Annotated in this window: 2 protein-coding genes; both read left to right on the top strand. The window is 50.2% G+C overall.

Annotated features, from left to right (window positions below; all coding sequences use genetic code 11):
- Position 1: 1 nt before the first annotated feature.
- Positions 2-1180: a type II secretion system protein GspL gene (gspL, locus tag R7Q47_RS24380; RefSeq protein WP_318089798.1), complete on the top strand. Its 1179-nt coding sequence runs from the start codon at positions 2-4 to the stop codon at positions 1178-1180.
- 7 nt (positions 1181-1187) lie between these two features.
- Positions 1188-1423 (top strand): type II secretion system protein M (locus R7Q47_RS24375; protein WP_318089796.1); only part of this gene is annotated, 236 nt, incomplete at its 3' end.

Genomic DNA, 1423 nt, shown 5'->3' with positions numbered 1-1423 from the left:
GCTGAGTAGCGAACAACAAAGTACCATTCCTTGGGTGGTGTGGTCGACAGAACAACAGGAAGTGATTGCCAGCGGTGAACTTGCCGGATGGGAACACTTGGACGAGTTGGTATCGTATGCTGGCCAGCGCCAAGTCATCGCTTTACTAGCGAGTAATGATGTGGTGTTAACTCAGGTGGACATTCCGCCTGGTGCTACACGTCAGTTCGACAACATGTTGCCTTATTTGATTGAAGATGAAGTCGCGCAAGATGTGGATAGCTTGCACTCTACTGTATTGGGTAAGCAAGCGGATAAAGCCCAAGTGTGTGCGGTCGAGCGCGCATGGGTACAAACCGTGCTACAGCGTTTTGCTAGCCAAGGGTTGACCATCAAACGCATCTTGCCAGATGTATTGGCATTGCCTGTCAGTGATGACAACAGCAGTGCGGCACTGATTGGTGAGCAATGGCTAATTCGTCACTCAGAGACGGAAGGCGCGGTGGTGGATTCGGCGTGGCTGGATCTTTACCTCTCTTCTTACCTGCAAAACCATGAAGGTTGGCAACTCGATTGCTACAGTTCCGTGCCAGAATCGACTGTTGAGAGTGTATGGGTTCCTAAGCCAGAAGAAATGACGATGGCGTTGCTCGCAAAAGGCGTCGCGAGTAGTAAAACGAACCTGTTAACTGGCGAGTTTAAGCCGAAGTCTTCTTGGGGTAAGTACTGGAAAGTTTGGCAAAAGGCGGCTATCGCTGCGGGCGTTTTGTTAGTGGTGGTCGTGGCTCAGCAACTTCTCGTCGTCCACAAGTACGAGGCGCAAGCACAAGCCTATCGTGAAGAAAGCGAACGTATTTTCCGTCAGGTTTTCCCAAACAAGAATCGAATTCCGACCGTAAGTTACTTAAAGCGTCAAATGACGGATGAAGAGCGCCGTTTATCTGGTGGCTCAACAGATGTTGCGATGTTGTCTTGGCTTGCTGCCTTGCCTGCAACGCTTGGTCAGGTGAAAGATCTAGAAATCACCAGCTTTAAGTATGACGGCCAACGTGGTGAAGTGCGCATTCACGCACGTAGCTCAGACTTCCAGCCTTTTGAGCAGGCACGTGTGAAGTTGGCTGAGAAGTTTAATGTTGAGCAAGGTCAGCTTAATCGCAGCGATAACGTTGTGATGGGTAGCTTTGTGTTGAAGCGTCAGTGAGGTGATGATGAAGAATTTAATTTCTCAAGCGCAAGCTTGGTGGAGTGGCATCTCTCAGCGTGAACAACGACTTGTGCTGGGCTGTGGTGCATTCGCCATCCTTGGCATTCTTTACTGGGGGCTGCTGCAGCCGATGAGCCAACGTGCAGAGTTGGCGCAATCTCGTATCCAAAGTGAAAAGCAATTTCTCACATGGGTACAAGACAACGCCGATGACATTACCGCATTGAGAAAAAGCGGGGG

The organism is Vibrio sp. Vb0349 (genome assembly GCF_033338975.1).
This window is presented reverse-complemented; position numbering and strand designations above follow the sequence as displayed.